Origin of the sequence: Nocardia sp. NPDC050175 (assembly GCF_044459885.1) — a bacterium.
Taxonomy (GTDB): Bacteria; Actinomycetota; Actinomycetes; order Mycobacteriales; family Mycobacteriaceae; genus Nocardia.
Window position 1 is genome coordinate 67353 of sequence record NZ_JBITJI010000016.1, and the last position, 15468, is coordinate 82820.

Here is a 15468-nt window from a genome sequence, read left to right on the forward strand (position 1 = left end):
CGACCGGTTACCCGTCCGCCAGCTCCATCCAACGCTCCTCTGCCGCTTCCTTTTCCGCGACGACCTGCTTGAGCTCCGCGTTGAGCTTGACCAGCTTGTCCGGGTCGGTCGCGGCCTCGGCGAGCGCGGCGTGCAGCTTTCGCTCGCGTTCGTCGAACTTCTCGATCGAGCGTTCCAGCTTGGACAGTTCCTTGCGCGCGGCCCGCTGGGTCGCGGCGTCGGTCACCGGCGCGGCCTTCGGGTCGCCCGAGCGAATCACCGCATCACCCTGTGCGGCACGCTTCTTCAGGTACTCGTCGATGCCGCCGGGCAGGTTGGTGAGCTTGCCGTCGCCGAACAGCGCCCAGGTCGAATCGCAGATGCGCTCGATCAGATAGCGATCGTGGCTGATGACGACCAGGGTGCCAGCCCAGTTGTCGAGCAGGTCCTCGAGCTGTTGCAGGGTGTCGATGTCCAGGTCGTTGGTCGGCTCGTCGAGCAGCAGCACGTTCGGCTCGGCCATCAAGATGCGGGTCAGCTGCAGCCTGCGTCGCTCGCCACCGGACAGATCGCCGACCGGGGTGCGCTGGCGCGCCGGGGTGAAGCCGAGCCGTTCGGCGAGCTGACCCGCCGAGATCTCCTTGTCGCCGAGCATGATTCGCTGCGCGACCTGCTGCACCGCTTCCAGCACCCGCATATTGGTCGGCAGATCGTCGAGTTCCTGGCGCAGCCAACCGATCTGTACCGTCTGGCCCTGAATGCGCTTGCCCACCGCCGGTTCCGTCTCGCCGGCCAGCGTACGCAGCAGGGTGGTCTTGCCGGAGCCGTTCACGCCGACCAGGCCGACCCGCTCCCCCGGCGCGAGCCGCCAGGTCAAGTCACGCACCAACTCCCGGCCGTCCGGGGTGGTGAGGGTGGTGTCCTCGAGCTCGATGACGACGCGCCCCAGCCGCTTTCGCGCGAACGCGGCCAGCGAGACGCTGTCGCGCGGCGCGGGCACATCGGCGATCAGCGCCTCGGCGGCCTCCACCCGATAGCGCGGCTTGGAGGTGCGGGCCTTCGCGCCGCGGCGCAGCCAGGCCAGTTCCTTGCGGGCCAGGTTGGCGCGCCGGGCCTCGGAGGCGTCGGCCTGCCTGGCGCGCTCGGCGCGGGCGAAGATCCAGTCGCCGTAGCCGCCCTCGTAGGTTTCGACCTTGCCGCCGACGACCTCCCAGGTGTTGGTGGCGACGGTGTCGAGGAACCAGCGATCGTGGGTTACGACGACGAGCGAGCTGCGACGGTGCAGCAGATGCTCGGCCAGCCACTGCACGCCCTCGACGTCGAGGTGGTTGGTCGGCTCGTCGAGCACGAGCAGATCGAGATCGCGAACCAGGGCGGCGGCCAGCGCGACGCGGCGGCGCTCGCCACCGGACAGATTGTCGATCAACGTCTCCAGGCCGAGCCCGGCGATACCGATGCCCTCCATCACCGAACGGATGCGTGGATTGGCGGCCCACTCATGTTCGGCGACATCGTCGGTCATCGCGTCATCGGCCAGACCGGCCAGCACGACATCGCCGACGGTCGAACCGGGAGGCAGTACGCCGCGCTGCGTCACCGTGGCGATCCGCAGCCCGCCGACGCGGCTGACCCGTCCGCTGTCCGGCGGCTCCAGCCCGGTGAGCACCTCGAGCAGCGTGGTTTTACCGCCGCCGTTGAGACCGACGACGCCGATACGCTCGCCCGCGTGGACGCCCATCGATACGTTGTCCAGCAGCGGCGTGATCCCAAAGCTCTTGGAGACCTGCTCGAGGTTGATCAGGTTGGACATGAATCCTTCCGGTTCTTGCAGCGGCGGGCGAGGTGCGTGCCCTCAGCCAGCGTACTGAGCTCCCCGAACCCGCTCCGCCACCTCCCCGCGTCAAGCCCCCAACAGACCCCCTTGCGTAACGAACGTTGTTCGTCTAGATTGATCTCAACGAACAACGTTCGTTACGAACAAAGTTAGTAAAATAGGTGCTCTCCAGAACAAAGCCGCAGAATGGGAGCCCACCTCGGATGACGAGGCGAGAGGGCGGCACGATCCAATTCGCTTCTCCCACGGAGGTTCTCCCATGCACGTCGGTCTCGGTCTGCCCATCTCCGACCCCACCGTTCTGCTCGACTGGGCCCGCCGCGCCGATGCCGGCCCGTTCTCCACCCTCGGCCTGCTCGACCGGCTCGTCTACGACAATCCCGAACCGCTCGTCGCCCTCGCCATCGCCGCGGGCGCCACCTCCCGCATCAAGCTGCAGACCGAGGTGCTCATCGCGCCGCTGCGCGAGCCGTCGCTGCTCGCCAAGCAGGCCGCGACGCTGGACCGGATGTCCGGCGGCCGCTTCGTGCTCGGCCTCGGCGTCGGCGGTCGCGAGGACGATCACATCGCCTCCGGCACCGACCTGAAGACCCGCGGTCGCCGCCTGGACGAACAGATGGAGATCATGCAGCGCATCTGGTCCGGCGCGCCGTACGGACCCGACTGCGGTCCGATCGGCCCGGCGCCCCTGGTTCCCGCAGGCCCCGAGGTCCTGTTCGGCGGCTTCCAGCCCGCCGCGCTCGAACGCGTAGGCCGTTGGGGCGGTGGCTTTCTCGCCGCTGCCCCGGCCGCCTGGGCAGGCCGGTTGTTCGACACCGTGCGCAAGTCCTGGACCGACAATGGCCGCTCCGGTGCGCCGCGCATCGTCGCCCAGGTCAATGTCGTCCTCGGCGACCAGAACTTGATCGACGAAGCCCGTGCCTCCATGGGTGGCTACTACGAATTCAGCGGCCGCGCCGATTACATGCTCGAAGGCATGCTCACCACCCCCGACGCAATCCGTTCCACCATCAAGCAATTCGACGACCTCGGCGCCGACGAAGTCATGCTCTACTGCTACGGCGCCGACCCCGACCAGGTCGACCGCCTGGCCGACGTCATCGCCTGACCTCAACCAACCGACCGAAGGCGCCCTTCAGCACCCCAGTCCACCCGAAGGTCGCCTTCGGTCGTCGAGCCAGGGCGACCGAAGGCGACCTTCGGCAGGTCCGGCGGGGTGAAGGGCGTCTTCGGTCGGCACGGGGTCAGCGTTTGACGGGGGGCTCGCCGCTGAGGACGCGGGCGCCGGGGACCGGGCCGGTTGCGGTCCGCATGCTGCGGCAGACCCCCGCGCCCGCCAGTTCCGCCGCCACCGCCACCGCGGATTCCTCGCTCTCGCAAAGGAATGCGCAGGTGGGGCCGGAGCCGGAGACCAAGCCCGCGAGCGCGCCCGCGTTGACACCGGCGCGCAGCGTACGACGCAGTTCCGGCTTCAACGACAGCGCGGCCGCTTGCAAGTCGTTACCCAGCAGCGGCGCAAGCTGTTTCGGATCACCGAAGGCCAGCGCCTGCATCAGCTGTTGCGGTTCGCCGAGCCGCGGCGGAGAACCGTTCTCGCGCAACCGATCGAGTTCCGCGAAGACGGCCGGGGTGGACAAGCCGCCCTTGGCCAGCGCGAGCACCCAGTGAAAGCTGTTGCGGGACAACACCGGAAGCAGTCGTTCGCCGCGTCCGGTGCCGAGCGCGGTGCCACCGTGTAGCGCGAACGGCACGTCGCTGCCGAGTTCGGCGGCCACGGCGGAGAGTTCGTCGCGGGTGAGGCCGAGATCCCACAGTTCATTGAGTCCGACCAGCGCCGCGGCGCCGTCCGCGCTGCCGCCCGCCATCCCGCCCGCCACCGGAATGCCCTTGGCGATAGCGAATTCCACCAGCGGCGCCCGGCCCGCCAGATGCGCGAGCCGGACCGCCGCCCGCCACACCAGGTTGGTGCGGTCGGTCGGCACGTCGGCGGCGCCCTCGCCGGAGACCCGCACGGCCAGCGAGCTCGCCGGGGCGATCTCCACGTCGTCGCTCAGCGACAACGCCTGGAACACCGTTGTCAGGTCGTGAAACCCATCGGCACGCAGGTCACCGACTCCGAGGTGGAGGTTCACCTTCGACGGCGCGCGCACGGTGATGGGGCTCGGGACAACTGACAGCACGGTGCCCAAGCCTAATGGGTGCCCCGGACGGTCGCGCGGGTCGATATCGGCCTTTCACCCGCTGTGAATCATTCGGTTACAGCAGCCCCCCGCCGGTGGCATCGATCCACTGCCCGGTAACCCAGCGGGCATCGGCGGAGGCGAGAAAACCGACGATATCGGCCACGTCGGCGGATTGGCCGAGCTTCTTCAGCGGAGACATCGCCGCCACGGCCGCCACCGTCTCGGCATTGTTCAAGAACCCGGCGTTCATATCGGTGTCGATGATGCCGGGGGCCACCGCGTTCACGGTGATGCCGCGCACGCCGACCTGCTTGGCCAGCACGCTGCTGAAGGCATCGAGCGCACCCTTGGTCATCGTGTAGGCGATCAGCTCCGGCATGCGCGCGCCATGGGTGAGGCCGGTGGAGATATTGACGATGCGGCCGCCGTCGCGCATCCGATCCAGGGCCATCTTGGTGATGAAGAACGGCGCCTTGGCGTTGACCGCGAAGACGTGGTCGTAGGCCGCCTCGTCGGTGCCGTCGATCGGTTCGCGGATGCCGTCGGTGCCCGCGTTGTTGACGAGGATGTCCACTCCGTCGGCGTGTGCGTCGAAGGCGGACCACAGGGCCGCGGCGTCGCCGGGTACGCCGAGTTCGGCGCCGATCGCGAAGGCCGAACCGCCCTCGGCCTCGATCGCGGCGACTGTTCCCTTGGCCGCCTGCTCGTTCCCGTTGTAATGCACCGCCACCCGCGCCCCGTCCCGGCCGAGCCGTTCGGCGATGCCGCGGCCGATGCCCCGGCTCGCTCCGGTTACCAGTGCGGTCTTGCCTGTCAGTGCGCCCATCGCGGGACCCTCTTTCTCTAGCGATCACTACAGAACAGGGACACTAACACATTCTCTAGCGATCGCTATAGAATGACTTTTATGAGCACCACGACCCGAGGCAGGCCGCGTTCGTTCGACCGGGACGCCGCGCTGAACAAGGCGATGCGGCTGTTCTGGGCACGCGGTTACGAAGCCACCTCGATCGGCGACCTCACCACCGCGATGGGCATCGGCGCGCCGAGCCTCTACGCGGCGTTCGGCGACAAGGCGACGCTGTTCAAGGAAGCGGTGCAGAGCTTCGGTGCGCAGTACGGCAATTTCATCGAGCGCGCACTCGCCGAGGAGCCGACCGCCGAGGCGGCGATGCGGCGCACCCTGCGGGAAGCGGCGGCGGAGTACACCCGGTCCGACTGCCCGCGCGGCTGCCTGGTGATCAGCGCGGGCCTCAACACCAACAGCGGTGAGATCGCCGACATGCTGCACGAGTTGCGCACTCGAAATCTCGGGTTGTTCACGGAACGGATCCAGGCCGATATGGACGCGGGTGTCCTGGTCACCGCGGACGACGCGCCGACGCTGGCTCGCTACATCGGCACGGTGCTGCAAGGGATGTCGCACGCCTCCAGGGATGGTGCGAGCCGAGCGGAACTGGCGAAGGTTGCCGAATTGGCCATGTACGGCTGGGGAAGGACGGCACCGCAAGGATGAGAGCACCTCGTGATAAATGGCCCTGAAGACTGAGCCGCCCAGCATAGGCGCGGTGTGACGATTTTCCGATGACAGCTCAGCCTGAAACTCCCACCGGTCCGGCCGCACGGATCGAGCAGTCGACCTCGGTGCCGAGCGGCCGAATCTTCTGGACCCTCATCGGGATCTACGTCCTGACCACCCTGCTCGGCTCGGTCGCGATGCTTGCGCTGCAGCCGGTTTCGGGCATCGATCGGGCGGCATTGTCGCTGGTGCAGTTCGCCCCGGCGCTAGGCGCGCTGGCCACCTGGCTTATCGGCCGCACAGTTCTCGGCCCGCTGTTTCCCACACCGGAAACCACTCGACAGGTTCGCGAGAATCTCGGCTACATCCTGGCGGCGTGCCTGCTGCTCGGGCTATTGGTCGCCGGGGCAACAGCATTGGCGGGGCACGATCTGGTCGGTCCCGTTGCGGTCGGCGGGGTGCCGTTCGTGGTGTTCTTCGTCGTCCAACTCATCGGTGCGACCGGTGAGGAGATCGGGTGGCGTGGCTTCCTGCAACCGCTGCTCGAAACGCGGATGCGCCGACTGGTGGCGATCGCGGTGACCGGGGCGGTGTGGGCGCTGTGGCATGTGCAGGCGTTCGGTGCGGGCCCGGTGGTCGCGGTGTCGTTCTTCGTCTCGACGATGGCGTTCGCCACGCTGTTGGGCACGCTCGGCACCGGCAGTTTCTGGCAGCGGGTGCTGGTCGCGGCGGTCGGGCACTGGTTGATCAACGTGGGGATCTATCTGACGGCGGGTGACGCGACGCTCGACCGGCCGCAGATCGTGATCGTCGCGCTAGGAGCGGTTTTCACCGCCGCGGCGACGCTGGCAGTACGGTCGTTGCGCGCGCGATGAGCGGCGATCCGACCACTTGCGTGCGGTACCCACCGGGGGTACCTTCATACGGGTCGGGGTACCCCCGGCCCGTATGATGGAGAATGAGCGAAGGAGTCGGAGATGCCCAGTTCCACCTACACCGTCACGGGGATGACCTGCGGGCACTGCGTGAGCTCCGTCCAGAAGGAGATCGGCAAGATCGACGGTGTCACCAGTGTCGACGTCGATCTCGCCAGCGGGGCGGTCACCGTGGCCAGCGCGGCGCCGATCGCCGACGCGGACATTGTCGCCGCCGTGGACGAGGCAGGCTACGAGGTCGCGGTCTGATGCAGGACCGGCTGAAGTTCGTCGCCTTCGGCGGCGTGCTTGTCGTGTTGTTCGGTGTCGCGCTCGGCATCGGCGCCCTGGTGGGCGATCCGGCCGAGCCCGCATCGAACGACATGACGCTCCCGGCCGGGTCGGACACGGGACTGTCGGAGACCAGATCCGGCTACGCCCTCGCCGACCTCACCGCGCCGACGGAGCCGAATCAGGCCGGTGCCCTGCGCTTTCGGATCACCGGGCCGGACGGCGCGCCGGTCGTCGGATTCCGCACTCAGCACGACAAGAAGTTGCATCTGATCGTCGTCCGATCCGATGCCACGCAATACCGGCACGTGCATCCGACCATGGACGCGGCAGGCACCTGGTCGATCGATTGGACTTGGGCACAGCCAGGCACGTATCGCGTGTTCACCGACTTCATGCCGGAGTCCGACGGCACCGGACTGGTGCTCAGCCGGACCGTTGCGGTGGCGGGAACAGTTGCGCTGCAACCGCTTCCACCGCCTGCGCGAACCGCGACAGTGGACGGGTATCAGGTCACCGCGACCGGCGATCTCAGCACGGCGGGCAGTGAGCTGCGATTCACTGTCACCCGCGACGGCACGCCGGTCACCGATCTCGAACCGTATCTCGGCGCCTACGCACATCTCGTCGCGTTGCGCGCGAACGACCTCGCCTATCTGCACGTGCATCCGGAGGGCGAAGTCGGCCGCACCCCCGCCGGGCCCGAGGTCACGTTCCATGCACAGGCCCCGAGTGCGGGCGACTATCGGCTGTATCTAGACTTCTCGCACGGCGGCGCGGTACACACCGCCGAGTTCACCATGGAAACACCTATGGTCGAATCATCCACAGGCCCATCCACATCCGGCGGCGCACCGCATCAGGGTGGCGGGCACTGATGTCCGCACCCGCCGATCTGCGCTCGATCGAGCTGGAGATCGGCGGGATGACCTGCGCTTCCTGTGCCGCGCGGATCGAGAAGCGGCTCAACCGAATCGACGGCGTCACCGCGACCGTGAACTTCGCCACGGAAAAGGCAAAGGTACGTTATCCACAATCTGTCTCGCCGGATTCGCTGGTAGAACACGTTGTCGATGCGGGGTATGCGGCGCACGTATTCAGTTCGGCCGCAACACAAACCGACCAGTACGCCAACCTCGGTTTACTGCGTCGCCGACTGCTGATCAGTCTCGTACTTGCGCTGCCGGCGATCGCCTTGGCGATGGCGCCTGCGCTGCAATTCGATAACTGGCAATGGGTTTCGCTCGCCCTCACCACTCCGGTGGTGGTATGGGGTGGATCCGGGTTCCATCGCGCGGCGTGGACGAATGCCCGGCACGCCACCTCGACGATGGACACGCTGGTTTCGGTCGGCACGCTGGCCGCGTTCGGCTGGTCGCTGTATGCGCTGATCTTCGGGCAGGCCGGAATGCCCGGGATGAAGCACTCGTTCAGCCTGGCGATCCAACGCTCGGACGCCTCCTCCACCGTGTATTTCGAGGTAGCGGCCGGATTGATCGTCTTCATCCTCGCCGGTCGATACTTCGAGACGCGGGCCAGAGAACGGGCGGGTTCGGCGCTGCGGGCCTTGCTCGAACTCGGCGCCAAGGACGTGCCGGTGCTGCGTGATGGCATCGAAATCCTGGTTCCGGTAACGGATTTGCGAGTCGGCGAGCTGTTCCTGGTCCGGCCTGGCGCGAAAGTCGCCACGGATGGCGTTGTGGTCGAGGGGAATTCGGCGCTCGATCAGAGCCTGCTGACCGGCGAGGCACTGCCCGCCGAGGTCGGGCCCGGCGATGCCGTGGTCGGCGCCACCGTGAACGCGGGCGGCCTGCTGACCGTGCGCGCCACCCGGATCGGCGCGGACACCCAGCTGGCGCAGATGGCGGCGCTGGTCGAGGACGCGCAGAACGGCAAGGCGCCGGTGCAGCGCCTCGCCGACCGGGCGGCCGGCGTCTTCGTGCCGATCGTGTTCGCCATCGCCACCATGACGCTCGGCTTCTGGCTCGGCACCGGCTCTCCCGCCGCGGTCGCCATCGGCACTGCCGTCGCTGTGCTGATCATTGCCTGCCCGTGCGCATTAGGACTCGCGACGCCGACCGCCCTGCTCGTCGGCACCGGGCGCGGTGCGCAGCTGGGCATTCTCATCAAAGGCCCGCAGGTGCTGGAATCCACTCGCCGCATCGACACCGTGGTGCTGGACAAGACCGGGACGGTGACCACCGGGCGAATGACGTTGTCCGACCTCGTCCCCGCCGACGGCATCGACGTCGACGAACTGCTCGTGCTCGCCGCCTCGGTGGAGCGCGGGTCCGAGCATCCCATTGCGCGGGCGATCGTCGCGAGTGCCGCCGAACGCGGACTCGCGCTGAAGCCGGTGCGGCAGTTCGTCAGTCACAGCGGCACGGGTGTCGAGGGTCGCGTCGACGAACGCGATATCGTCATCGGCCGCGCCGAACTGCTCGACAGTCGATCCATTGCGCTCCCCGACCCACTCGCCGCCGCTCAATCGACCGCCGAACACGCGGGCAACACCGTGGTCGCGGTCGCCTGGGACGGCATCGCCCGCGGCCTGCTCGTCGTCGCCGATACGGTCAAACCATCCAGCGCGCAAGCGATTACCGAACTCCGCAGCCTTGGACTGACCCCCATTCTGCTCACCGGCGACAATGCCGCCACCGCGCACACCGTCGCCGAACAGGTCGGCATCGATGAGGTGGTCGCGGAGGTGCTGCCCAGCGGCAAACTCGACGCGATCCGCACCTTGCAGCGCGACGGCAAGATCGTGGCGATGGTCGGCGACGGCGTCAACGACGCCGCAGCACTGGTCCAAGCCGACCTCGGCCTCGCCATGGGTACCGGCACCGACGTCGCCATCGAGGCCGGCGACATCACCCTGGTCCGCGGCGACCTGCGCACCGTCGCCGCCGCCATCCGCCTCTCCCGCACCACCCTGCGCACCATCAAGGGAAACCTCTACTGGGCCTTCGGCTACAACATCGCCGCCATCCCGCTGGCTGCCGCCGGCTTACTCAACCCCATGCTGGCCGGTGCCGCGATGGCCCTCTCCAGCATCTTCGTCGTCACCAACAGTCTGCGTCTGCGCTCATTCCGCTGAGCACCAGCGCAGCCTCGGTGCGATGAAAGTCCTTGTGCTGCAACCAGTATTGGCCGATCAGCCGAGCGCCTGCGTGAAAGGTGCCAGCAGCATCGCGCGATTTCCGGGCAGATCCTCGCCGCGCACCATGAGTGGAGACGACGGATGGGCTGTCAGCCCACGCTCGGCCAACCAACCGCTGAGCTCGATGCCCGCACCGGTGCACAGGTCAACGCGCGTCGTCGAATTCCCTTCCAGGAAAGCGGCATCGAGCAACGTCTTCGCAGTACTCATCGATTTCGCGACCAATGGTCCGACATGCACAGTATCGAGATTGCGCCAGGCCACCGCGTAACCCTCATCCGCGATCACTACCCGTTCGGCTATGGGGAGCAAGCGCCGCAGCAGCATGGTCCGATCGGCGCCGAACGCTTGCCGATCCAGCCTGGCCAGCGTCGGCAAGTCCTCGGTATCGCCCAGTCGGATGCCTGGCGCTGGTGCGGATGCTGGTTCGAAAACTCCAGTGTGCTTGACGATTTCATCCACGATCTGAAATCCCAGCTTCCGATACAGCGGCAGACCTGCCTCGGTCGCATACAAGAACACCGTTGCGCAATCCGCAGCGCTCAGCGCCTCGTTCATCAAGCGGTAGCCCAGACCACGGCCGCCATACCGGCTGGCCACCAGCAGCATGCCCACCGCGCCGATTCTCGGTGCCACCTCGGTCAGGAAGACCGTTCCCGCCAAACCTCCGTCTGGGGCATCGATTCCGTAGCCGCCGCCGAGTTCCAGCAGCAGCCGCCACTTGGCTTCCTCGCGCGACCACGAACGGTCCGCCGCGAGATCCAGACAGGCCGCCAGATCCGCTACGCCAAGTCGACGAACCTGCACTTCTTTCGCAACGATCCCAAGCACCGCGCCAGCCTAACGGGCCGATCGCCCTACGTCGGGTCCCCGCATGTCCGGCTGCGCCCGGTGTGGTCAGCCTTGGGCGGCGAGGCGGACAAAGGCTGCGGTATCGAGGGTTTCGCCGCGGGCGGTAGGCGCGATGTCGGCGGCGAGCAGGCGGCGTTCGGCTTCGGCGGGAGAACCGGCCCAACCGGCGAGGGCAGCGCGCAGGGTTTTGCGGCGTTGGGCGAAGGCGGCGTCGACGACCTCCCAGACGCGGCGGCGATGGTCGTCGTCGATCGGCCAAGGGGATTCGGTATAGCGGTCGACGCGGACCAGGCCGGAGTCGACTCGTGGGACGGGCCAGAAGACCTGGGTACCGACGGCGCCCGCCCGGCGGACGGTGCCGAAGAAACCAGCTTTCACGCTGGGGATGCCGTAAGTGCGGCTGCCGGGGGCGGCGGCGAGGCGGTCGGCGACCTCCGCCTGCACCATCACCAAAGAGACTGCGATGCTTGGTAATTCGGCGAGCAGGTGGAGTAGCACCGGTACCGCCACGTTGTACGGCAGGTTCGCGACCAGCGCGGTCGGCGCGACCGGCAGGTCCGCGGCGGCGACTCGCAGCGCGTCCGCCTCGACCACGGTCAGCCGGTCGGCCAGCTCCGGCGCACGGTCCGCGACGGTCACCGGAAGGTGCCGGGCGAGCACCGGATCGATCTCGACGGCGACCACAGAGTCGACCACGTCGAGCAGCGCCAGCGTCAGCGAACCCAGCCCGGGCCCGACCTCGAGCACCACATCGTCGCGCCCGACGCCCGCCGCCGCGACGATCCGCCGCACCGTGTTCCCGTCGTGCACGAAGTTCTGCCCGAGCTGCTTGGTCGGCCGCACGCCGAGCCGCTCGGCCAGCACCCGCACTTCGGCGGGCCCGAGCAACGCGGCACTCCCACGAGCAGCAACTTCAGGTTCGGACACCTGAAGAACCTATCAACCCGCGCGCACCTCCCATCGCCGCGCACGGCCTTGCCCATTGCGCACCTCTTCGCCCGCTGCGCACGAACCAGCTGGCAATTGTGAGCGCGGCACACCAGATAGTGCGCGGCGAGCGAGGCCGCGCGGGTCGCGGGCTACCGCTGAGACGGGGTGGTCTTGATGCGGTTGAGGAAGTCGTCGATGGCCGCTTGCATCGGGGCGTTGAGCTGGGTGTGCTTGCCGGTGCCGGTGACCGTCTGGAAAACGACGCCGTTGGCGGCGAACTGCGCGGCGAGGGCGGCGTGCAGCGGAGACGGGACGGTGGTGTCGGTAACGTTGAGCAGCAACAGGATCGGGGCGTTGTAGCCGGAGGTGGGCACGGTGAGGTAGGCGTCGAGGGCGGAGCGGATGGGCTCTTCGGCGAGGGGTCTGGCGAGCAGGTCGCCGACGCCGAGGCCGTGCACGCGGTCGGTGATGCCGTCCAGGCACAGGGTGCCGACGCTGTCGAGGAGCGCGCGGCCCTGCGGGGTGAGGTAGTCGTCGACGTGCACGTCGGGGCGGGCCGCGCGCAGGCCGGCCAGGATGCTGACGAAGAAGCTCATCGCGCCGTCGTTGCCGGGGATGTTGGGGATGATCGGCCCGGCCAGCGGCAATATCTTCTCCACGTCCGATTCGGGGTCGATCGCGATCGTGCCGCGGAAGTCCAGATCGGGCGCGTAGCTGGCCTGCAGGTGGCCGGTGCCGAGCGCGGCTTGGCCACCCTGCGAAACGCCGAGGACCGCCCAGGTGCGCGACAGCTCGGGGTGGGTGGTGCGGGCGGCGCGCAGTAGATCGATGGTGGCCGTCGCCTCGCTGGCGACCTCCAGGTACGGGTGCGGGCCCGTGTTGAAGCGGCCGAGTCCGAGGTAGTCGGGCGCGACCACGGCGAAGCCCTGCTCGAGCATCCCCTGGATCAACTGATCCTCTTTGGACCGAATCTGCTGATACGGGTGGCCCGCCGGATCGGATTGCCCGCCGCAGCCCGCGCCGAGACCGCTGGTGCCGTGGTCGTAGGCGATGACCGGCCAGCCGGTGGCCGGCGGCGTGCCCTGCGGAACGAACAGCGCGCCGCTGGCCTGTCGCGGCGTCCCGTCCGAGCCGCGCATCCAGTATTCGAGCACCGAGCCGCCCGATACCCCGTGCCAGCCGTCCGGCTGCGCCTCGACCGAGATCAGCGACCCGGGAGTTTCCGCCTGCGCCGGAGCGACATTCACGAACAACGCGACACTGGCCGACAACGTGGCCACCGCCACCGCACGCCTGCACACCTGAATAACCCGCATAAACTACACCTCACTGACCCGACCCACACCGTCACAAACCTGGACGAGTGTACAGATCAGCCAGATACTGCCAGCTCAGCGTGACCGTCTGGCGAATCCAAGGCAACACCAAGGGGTGCCGACCCGTAACGGCACTCACCCCACAGCACTCGCACGCCTTCTGATTTCCGGCACCGAGAATCGCATGCGATTTCCCGTGCGGGGAATCAGAAGGCGTGCGGCGGGGTGGTCAGCTGATGCCGAGGCGGCTGGTGCAGGCGGGCCAGGCGCCCCAACCTTGACGAGCGCGGGTGATCTCGGCGATGGCGATCTGCTCTTCGCGGGTGGCCAGGTCGGCGCGGGGTGCGTACTTCAGGCCGCCCTGGCGTTCCCAGGTGCCCTGGTCGAATTGGATACCACCGTAGTAACCGTTGCCGTTGTTGATGCCCCAGTTGCCGGTGGATTCGCAGCGGGCCAGCGCGTCCCAGGTCGAGCCGTCACGCACCGGCGGCACCTCGGTGCCCGGCTTGGCACCCTTGCGGATGGTCTTCGGCTGCGCGGTGATCGTGACATTGGCGGCGATCGGCTTCCGGTCCACCTCGGTGCCATTGACCATGGTGACCGCGAAGGTGACGTCCTGGACACCGGGCGAACCCTGGGTTTCCACCACCGAGCGGCTCATGTTCATGGTCGGGTCTTCGATCACGTTCTCCGGCGGATCGAGCGGCAGCGTCTCGGTCCGGTTCTCGATCCGCTTGCGGGTCACCGTGATTCGCGTGCCGTCGGTCAGCGGGGTGGCCGCGGCGGGCTCGACGGTGTCCTGCTCGATCAGCGGAATGCCCGCCACCGCAAGGAATTCGCCGACCGTCGGCGCGGCGAGCCGGACGTCGACCGGGGCGCCGATGCCGTCGAGCAGCGAGACCGACCGCGGCGTCGCGACATTCAGCGCGGCGCCTTCCAGCGGCAGCTTCTCGTTGCGCCCGGGCGATACGTACACCTCTTTGGGCAGGCTCAGCTGCTCGAGCGCCTCGCCCGCGGTCAGCCCGGTTGTCCACACAGTGCGGGCTTGGCCGTCGACCATGAGCTTGACCTCACGCGCCCGGTTGAGCGTGATGGTGGCGCCGTCGCCGATCTTCGCGGCGAGCGCCGGGGCCACCAGGTCGCGCTCGGTCACGGCGAAGCCGGCGGCCCGCAGCACACCGCGGACGTTGAGCGACATCGTCGTCTCGACGCGCTTCTCACCGTCGACGACGACCGTCACCGTCTTCCGGTTCACGATGGCCAGCCCGGCGCCGACGATCAGCGTCATCAACAGCGCACCGACCGCCGCGTATAGCAGCGGCGACCGAGACTGGTTGATTCGCGTGAATGGGGACATGGTCACAGTACGATAACGAGGGGCTTGGGGGTAGACAACCTTCACTTGCTTCAGCTGGGTCTTTCAATATCACGAACAGATATCGCTACCGCAGGTTGATCACGAAATATGCCTACCGTTGTGACCTAGGACACACCACGTATATCCAGCCCCCTTGCGGGTACTCAAATTGCCGGAAAATAGCGGATTGGTCAGATTCCGTAGACGCGACGCGCGTTCGCCGTGGTGATCTTCGCCAATTCGGCCGGGTCCGTTTCGCGTAGTTCCGCCAGCGCGCGCACGGTGTACGGCAGGCAATATGGTTCGTTGGGAGCACCACGGAATGGATGCGGCGTTAAATACGGTGCGTCCGTTTCGACCAGAATCAGCTCGTCGGGGACAACTTTGGCGGCTTCGCGCAACTCATGCGCATTCTTGAAACTCACCGTGCCGGAGAAACTCAGCACATACCCCTCGGCCACGCAGGCCAGCGCCATGTTGGTATCCGAAGAGAAGCAATGGAAGATCACCGTGGCCGGGGCACCCTCGTCCAGCAGCACCGTCAGCAAATCGTGGTCGGCCTCGCGATTGTGGATCATCAGCGGTTTGCGCAGCCGTTTCGCCAGGTCGATGTGCCAGCGGAAGCCCTCGATCTGGGTCTCGATATCGGCGCAGCCGTCGAGCTTGCCCGGCCAGTAGTAGTCGAGACCGGTCTCACCGATCGCGACCACGCGAGGGTCGGCGGCCAGGCGTTCCAATTCGGTCTTCGCTGCGTCATCGAGCGCGTTGGCTCGGGTGGGGTGCAGCGCCACTGCGGCATAGACGCGCGGATCCCAGTTGGCGGCCTGCACGGCCCACTGCGCGGCGGCGAGGTCGTCGGCGACTGTGACCACCTGGCCGACGCCGACCGAGGCGGCACGGTCCACGATCACTGCGGTGGAGGCCGCGTCGGTGGCGCCACACGCGTCGAGGTGGGTGTGCGCGTCGATGATCGGGGACAGTGGCTCCGGCAGGTCCGGCGCTGGACGCTTGTTACTCATCGAACACCGCCCGTCACAGCGGAATCGGCACCGTGCGGGACTACCTGGGCAGCCAGGGAATCGGCGCAGCGGATATTCGCGTGAGTGTAGGAAACCACGGCCATTACAGTAGAC

The 15468-nt window shown here is 67.6% G+C and carries 14 protein-coding genes; 6 read left to right on the forward strand and 8 right to left on the reverse strand.

Going from position 1 to position 15468, the window contains the following annotated elements; all coding sequences use genetic code 11:
• Positions 1 to 7: 7 nt before the first annotated feature.
• Complete coding sequence (locus ACIBK2_RS38875) at positions 8 to 1789, reverse strand: ABC-F family ATP-binding cassette domain-containing protein (RefSeq protein ID WP_396975071.1); 1782 nt, start codon at positions 1787 to 1789, stop codon at positions 8 to 10.
• 283 nt (positions 1790 to 2072) lie between these two features.
• On the opposite strand from ACIBK2_RS38875, the gene ACIBK2_RS38880 reads away from it, so the two are divergent.
• The gene (locus ACIBK2_RS38880) at positions 2073 to 2921 is read left to right on the forward strand and encodes an LLM class flavin-dependent oxidoreductase (protein WP_396975072.1); all 849 of its coding nucleotides are present in this window, start codon (positions 2073 to 2075) and stop codon (positions 2919 to 2921) included.
• Between the two features lie 136 nt (positions 2922 to 3057).
• On the opposite strand, the gene ACIBK2_RS38885 is transcribed toward ACIBK2_RS38880, so the two are convergent.
• Both ACIBK2_RS38885 and ACIBK2_RS38890 read right to left on the reverse strand, forming a co-directional pair.
• Positions 3058 to 3993 (reverse strand): 4-(cytidine 5'-diphospho)-2-C-methyl-D-erythritol kinase, encoded by a 936-nt coding sequence (locus ACIBK2_RS38885; RefSeq protein WP_396975073.1) that lies wholly within the window; start codon positions 3991 to 3993, stop codon positions 3058 to 3060.
• Positions 3994 to 4069: 76 nt separating this feature from the next.
• Positions 4070 to 4822, reverse strand: a complete 753-nt coding sequence (locus ACIBK2_RS38890) for an SDR family oxidoreductase (protein WP_396975075.1) — start codon at positions 4820 to 4822, stop codon at positions 4070 to 4072.
• 81 nt (positions 4823 to 4903) lie between these two features.
• On the opposite strand from ACIBK2_RS38890, the gene ACIBK2_RS38895 reads away from it, so the two are divergent.
• From ACIBK2_RS38895 to ACIBK2_RS38915, 5 genes are all read left to right on the forward strand, one after another.
• The gene (locus tag ACIBK2_RS38895; protein WP_396975077.1) at positions 4904 to 5512 is read left to right on the forward strand and encodes a TetR/AcrR family transcriptional regulator; all 609 of its coding nucleotides are present in this window, start codon (positions 4904 to 4906) and stop codon (positions 5510 to 5512) included.
• Positions 5513 to 5580: 68 nt separating this feature from the next.
• On the forward strand, positions 5581 to 6390 hold the full coding sequence (locus tag ACIBK2_RS38900) for a CPBP family intramembrane glutamic endopeptidase (RefSeq protein ID WP_396975079.1): 810 nt from the start codon (positions 5581 to 5583) through the stop codon (positions 6388 to 6390).
• A gap of 102 nt (positions 6391 to 6492) precedes the next feature.
• Positions 6493 to 6699, forward strand: coding sequence for a heavy-metal-associated domain-containing protein (locus ACIBK2_RS38905; RefSeq protein ID WP_396975081.1), 207 nt, complete (start codon positions 6493 to 6495; stop codon positions 6697 to 6699).
• Positions 6699 to 7598 (forward strand): hypothetical protein, encoded by a 900-nt coding sequence (locus tag ACIBK2_RS38910; protein ID WP_396975082.1) that lies wholly within the window; start codon positions 6699 to 6701, stop codon positions 7596 to 7598. Before ACIBK2_RS38905 ends, ACIBK2_RS38910 begins: the two co-directional genes overlap by 1 nt.
• Entirely contained in the window at positions 7598 to 9817 is a 2220-nt protein-coding gene (locus tag ACIBK2_RS38915) for a heavy metal translocating P-type ATPase (protein ID WP_396975084.1), read from the forward strand. The genes ACIBK2_RS38910 and ACIBK2_RS38915 overlap by 1 nt, the downstream gene beginning before the upstream one ends.
• Before the next feature lie 57 nt (positions 9818 to 9874).
• Here ACIBK2_RS38915 and ACIBK2_RS38920 read toward each other — a convergent pair whose 3' ends face one another.
• The 5 genes from ACIBK2_RS38920 to ACIBK2_RS38940 form a co-directional block, all read right to left on the reverse strand.
• The gene (locus ACIBK2_RS38920) at positions 9875 to 10711 is read right to left on the reverse strand and encodes a GNAT family N-acetyltransferase (RefSeq protein ID WP_396975086.1); all 837 of its coding nucleotides are present in this window, start codon (positions 10709 to 10711) and stop codon (positions 9875 to 9877) included.
• 66 nt (positions 10712 to 10777) lie between these two features.
• Positions 10778 to 11659 (reverse strand): 16S rRNA (adenine(1518)-N(6)/adenine(1519)-N(6))-dimethyltransferase RsmA, encoded by an 882-nt coding sequence (gene rsmA / locus ACIBK2_RS38925; RefSeq protein ID WP_396975088.1) that lies wholly within the window; start codon positions 11657 to 11659, stop codon positions 10778 to 10780.
• Between the two features lie 152 nt (positions 11660 to 11811).
• A complete protein-coding gene (locus tag ACIBK2_RS38930) occupies positions 11812 to 12978 on the reverse strand; it encodes an alpha/beta fold hydrolase (RefSeq protein ID WP_396975089.1) in 1167 nt (388 codons plus the stop codon).
• Positions 12979 to 13207: 229 nt separating this feature from the next.
• Entirely contained in the window at positions 13208 to 14335 is a 1128-nt protein-coding gene (locus ACIBK2_RS38935) for a transglycosylase family protein (RefSeq protein ID WP_396975091.1), read from the reverse strand.
• A 191-nt stretch (positions 14336 to 14526) separates the two neighbouring features.
• The gene (locus ACIBK2_RS38940) at positions 14527 to 15354 is read right to left on the reverse strand and encodes a TatD family hydrolase (protein ID WP_396975092.1); all 828 of its coding nucleotides are present in this window, start codon (positions 15352 to 15354) and stop codon (positions 14527 to 14529) included.
• Between the last annotated feature and the right edge of the window lie 114 nt (positions 15355 to 15468).

What these genes read in the sequence shown, in the direction of transcription:
- ACIBK2_RS38915 (WP_396975084.1), top strand. Translation starts at nt 7,598, where the DNA reads ATGTCCGCACCCGCCGATCTGCGCTCGATCGAGCTGGAGATCGGCGGG.
- ACIBK2_RS38880 (WP_396975072.1), top strand. Translation starts at nt 2,073, where the DNA reads ATGCACGTCGGTCTCGGTCTGCCCATCTCCGACCCCACCGTTCTGCTC.
- ACIBK2_RS38875 (WP_396975071.1), bottom strand. Translation starts at nt 1,789, where the DNA reads ATGTCCAACCTGATCAACCTCGAGCAGGTCTCCAAGAGCTTTGGGATC.
- ACIBK2_RS38940 (WP_396975092.1), bottom strand. Translation starts at nt 15,354, where the DNA reads ATGAGTAACAAGCGTCCAGCGCCGGACCTGCCGGAGCCACTGTCCCCG.
- ACIBK2_RS38890 (WP_396975075.1), bottom strand. Translation starts at nt 4,822, where the DNA reads ATGGGCGCACTGACAGGCAAGACCGCACTGGTAACCGGAGCGAGCCGG.
- ACIBK2_RS38895 (WP_396975077.1), top strand. Translation starts at nt 4,904, where the DNA reads ATGAGCACCACGACCCGAGGCAGGCCGCGTTCGTTCGACCGGGACGCC.
- ACIBK2_RS38900 (WP_396975079.1), top strand. Translation starts at nt 5,581, where the DNA reads ATGACAGCTCAGCCTGAAACTCCCACCGGTCCGGCCGCACGGATCGAG.
- ACIBK2_RS38935 (WP_396975091.1), bottom strand. Translation starts at nt 14,335, where the DNA reads ATGTCCCCATTCACGCGAATCAACCAGTCTCGGTCGCCGCTGCTATAC.
- ACIBK2_RS38910 (WP_396975082.1), top strand. Translation starts at nt 6,699, where the DNA reads ATGCAGGACCGGCTGAAGTTCGTCGCCTTCGGCGGCGTGCTTGTCGTG.
- ACIBK2_RS38930 (WP_396975089.1), bottom strand. Translation starts at nt 12,978, where the DNA reads ATGCGGGTTATTCAGGTGTGCAGGCGTGCGGTGGCGGTGGCCACGTTG.
- ACIBK2_RS38905 (WP_396975081.1), top strand. Translation starts at nt 6,493, where the DNA reads ATGCCCAGTTCCACCTACACCGTCACGGGGATGACCTGCGGGCACTGC.